Here is a 3,855-nt window from a genome sequence, read left to right on the forward strand (position 1 = left end):
CATCTTAGACATGATGATAACTCCGCATTGTGTTAATAATATAGCAATTTGGCGAACAAAGCGGCTGCACCTAACAGGCGCAGCCGCTTGTTACTTGGAAGCCAGAATTACTTCTTCTTTGGGGCCAGGACCATGATCATTTGACGGCCTTCGATGCGAGTCGGGAAACTTTCTACTGAAGCGATTTCAGCAGTGTCTTCCTTCAAGCGGTTCAGCACGTCAACACCGATGCTTTGGTGCGCCATTTCGCGCCCGCGGAATCGGATAGTGACCTTGACCTTGTTGCCCTCTTCAATGAAGCGAACCAGGTTGCGTAGTTTTACCTGATAGTCGCCTACATCTGTGCCAGGACGGAATTTAACTTCCTTAACCTGAATAGTCTTTTGCTTTTTCTTCTGCTCTTTCGCAGCTTTACTCTTCTCGTAAAGGAATTTGCCGTAATCCATGATACGACAAACCGGCGGCTCAGCGTTCGGACTGATCTCAACCAAGTCAAGAGTCGCCTCTTCTGCTTTGGCGAGTGCTTCATCAAAAGGGACGATACCGAGTTGTTCGCCGCTGTCATCAGACAATCGAACTTCTTTGACACCACGAATTTCGTTGTTTAGACGATGAGCGTTTTTCTTTGCCGGGGCTTTTCTTGCGCCTTTAATACCTTATTCCTCCACAATATTGAGTGTTCGATCTTGCACTTCTTGCTGCAATTGAGCAAGGAAGTCATCAATCTTAATTTTACCCAAATCTTTACCTTTACGGGTACGTATTGCTACTTCGCCAGCTTCCATTTCCTGGTCACCACAAACGAGCATATACGGTACACGCTTCAAAGTGTGTTCGCGGATTTTAAAGCCAATCTTCTCGTTTCTCAAGTCCGCAGAGGCTCTAAATCCAGCTTTTTGCAGTTTTTTCGCAATCTCTTGCGCATAATCTGCTTGTTTATCCGTGATATTCATCACCACAGCTTGCTGCGGTGATAGCCACGTTGGGAAGTGTCCAGCGTATTCTTCAATCAGAATACCGATGAAACGTTCCAACGAACCGAGGATAGCACGGTGAATCATCACAGGTGTGTGACGTTCGTTGTCTTCGCCTACAYACGTGGCACTTAAGCGCTCAGGAAGCGCGAAATCTAGTTGTACTGTACCACATTGCCAAGCACGATCCAGGCAATCATGTAACGTAAACTCAATCTTAGGCCCGTAAAACGCCCCCTCACCTTCTTGAATTTCAAACGGAATATCCATCGCCGTTAAGGCTTCGTGCAAGGCTTTTTCTGCACGATCCCACATCTCGTCAGAGCCAACACGCGTTTCTGGGCGTGTAGAAAGTTTGACTTCGATGTTGTTGAAACCAAAGGTTTGGTACGTCTCGTAGACCATTTCGATACACGCACTGACTTCTTTTTGTACCTGTTCTGGGGTACAGAAGATATGCGCATCGTCTTGGGTAAAGCCACGCACACGCATTAAACCATGCAGCGCACCGGATGGCTCATTACGGTGACAACTACCAAATTCTGCCATACGCAGCGGTAAATCACGGTAAGACTTTAACCCTTGGTTAAAAATCTGTACGTGACCTGGGCAGTTCATTGGCTTAAGTGCATACTCACGGCTTTCTGACTGGGTGGTAAACATGTAATCAGCATATTTGTCCCAGTGGTAAATTGCTCAAGCTCACGGAAAATCGTCCAGCCATTGTGGTGCCAGAATACCATCCCAGGCGCTTCTTGCTGCATATGATACAAATCAAGCTGCTTACCCAGTTTACGGTGATCACGCTTCGCCGCTTCTTCTAAACGCACCAGGTGTGCTTTCAGTTGCTTTTTATCAGGAAAGGCGGTGCCGTAGATTCGTTGCAGCATCTTGTTGTCGCTGTTACCACGCCAATACGCGCCAGCCACGTTCAAAATTTTAAAGTTTTGACAAAAGCTCATGTTCGGTACATGTGGACCACGACACATGTCGATGTATTCTTCGTGGTGATACAAGCCCGGACGGTCATCGCGAGAGACATTCTCGTCCAAGATTTCAATCTTGTACGGTTCACCACGTGATTCAAAGGTATCACGTGCTTCTTGCCAGCTGACCGTTTTCTTCACAACCTGATACTTGGTTTTCACCAGCTCTTTCATGCGTTTTTCAATTGCATCCAGGTCATCCTGGGTGAGCGAGCGATCCATATCGATATCGTAATAGAAACCACTATCGATGGTTGGGCCAATCGCCATCTTGGTATCAGGGAAAAGTTGCTTAATCGCATGCCCTAAAAGGTGCGCACACGAGTGGCGAATAATCTCAAGCCCATCATCGTCTTTTGCGGTGATAATTTCGAGCTGAGCATCGTGCTCAATCAAGTCACACGCATCAACGCGTTTGCCGTCAACACGGCCCGCAATACAAGCTTTAGCGAGGCCAGGACCAATGTCATTGGCAACGTCGTAGGTTGAAACTGGGTGGTCAAAAGAACGCTGACTGCCGTCAGGGAGAGTAATTAGAGGCATTGATAACAATCCTTCTCAGTGGTGCCACACACCAAGTGGCACATGAACGTGTATTTTGCGATCAGTAAGTAACCGCACAGTGTGAGTAGGGTTTTGATTATGAAGATCCGACATTTGTGATGCAAGTCATCCCGTCAAGAATTTCTTCGCCGTCCAACGAATGATTCACGAGTATCGCCCTATCATCCGCTTGATTTTGCACTAGACTTCAGCAATGCTGATTTGTATACACAATAATGACAGGAACAATCTATGGCCAATGCGCCCCGCTATCAACAAATTAAAACCTTTATTCAAGAGAAAATTGAAACTCGGATTTGGCCTGTGGGGACACGTATTCCGACCGAATACGAATTATGCGATCAATTTGACGTCAGCCGCATGACGGTGAACAAAGCCGTGCGCGATTTAGTCGCTGAAGGCTTACTGGAGCGCACACCTAGATTGGGGACGTTTGTCACTGAGCCCAAAGCCGAATCCCCATTAATGGATATTCGTAATATCGCCGATGAGGTTAACGCTCGCGGGCAAACTTATCACAGTGATATTCGCACATTGAAACGCATTTCTGCACCGGCTGATGTTGCTATGCGCTTAGGCGTTATGGTGGGTACATCCGTCTTTTATAGTGAGATTGTTCATTACGGTGATGCGATCGCGTTGCAACTTGAACAGCGCTGGGTCAATCCGGCTTTGGCGCCCGACTACTTAGCACAAGACTTTAATCAAACTACCCCAAACGAGTATTTATCAACGGTTTGCCCAGTGAATACCATTGAGCATACAGTCGAAGCCATTCAAGCGAGCTCGACCATTCAGCAAGCCCTCGCGATGCGATCAGACGAACCCTGTTTACTATTACACCGTCGGACCTGGAGCCAACAAACCCTCGTCAGTGCCGCCTTGCTGTACCATCCAGGATCGCGCTACAAACTCACGTCGAGAACAGATAGATAACTTCATTTAGATCGAACCGGTCACAATTTTTTACCGTTCTTTTACATTTCTTCTTGTGTCTGCCACTTTATTTGTCTATACATTTGTATAGACATTTAATAAGCGGTAAGGCCATCATCATGAGACACCTATATACCGATGCAAAACTGGTCACGATGGCCAGCGATATCCACAATAGCGACGGCTACCAATGCCAAGACCTAAGCGCGATTGCGGTTGAAAACGGCAAAATTGTTGCACTTGGCCAAGATGCCGAGCAGCTTGACTGGCCGAAGCAGTCGTTAAACGGAAGATTGGTGACACCCGGACTCATTGATAGCCACACTCACCTTGTTTTTGCGGGCAATCGCGCGGGTGAGTTTGAGCAGCGCCTCAATGGCGTGCCTTACCAAACC

Annotated in this window: 2 protein-coding genes and 2 pseudogenes; 2 read left to right on the forward strand and 2 right to left on the reverse strand. The window is 47.3% G+C overall.

Translation table 11 applies throughout. The annotated features are described in order from the left end of the window. Positions 1-107: 107 nt before the first annotated feature. Both infC and thrS read right to left on the reverse strand, forming a co-directional pair. Positions 108-653 (reverse strand): translation initiation factor IF-3, encoded by a 546-nt coding sequence (infC, locus tag BZG79_RS12755; RefSeq protein ID WP_077460504.1) that lies wholly within the window; start codon positions 651-653, stop codon positions 108-110. A gap of 3 nt (positions 654-656) precedes the next feature. Next, positions 657-2,503, reverse strand: a pseudogene (thrS, locus tag BZG79_RS12760) (threonine--tRNA ligase). A gap of 252 nt (positions 2,504-2,755) precedes the next feature. Between thrS and hutC the strand changes: the two are divergent. Further along, entirely contained in the window at positions 2,756-3,460 is a 705-nt protein-coding gene (gene hutC, locus BZG79_RS12765; protein ID WP_077774581.1) for a histidine utilization repressor, read from the forward strand. Positions 3,461-3,579: 119 nt separating this feature from the next. After that, a pseudogene (locus BZG79_RS16440) lies at positions 3,580-3,855 on the forward strand (imidazolonepropionase); the annotation flags it as partial.

It is taken from the genome of Salinivibrio sp. MA427, assembly GCF_001996115.1.
Taxonomy (GTDB): domain Bacteria; phylum Pseudomonadota; class Gammaproteobacteria; order Enterobacterales; family Vibrionaceae; genus Salinivibrio; species Salinivibrio costicola.

What these genes read in the sequence shown, in the direction of transcription:
- hutC (WP_077774581.1), top strand. Translation starts at nt 2,756, where the DNA reads ATGGCCAATGCGCCCCGCTATCAACAAATTAAAACCTTTATTCAAGAG.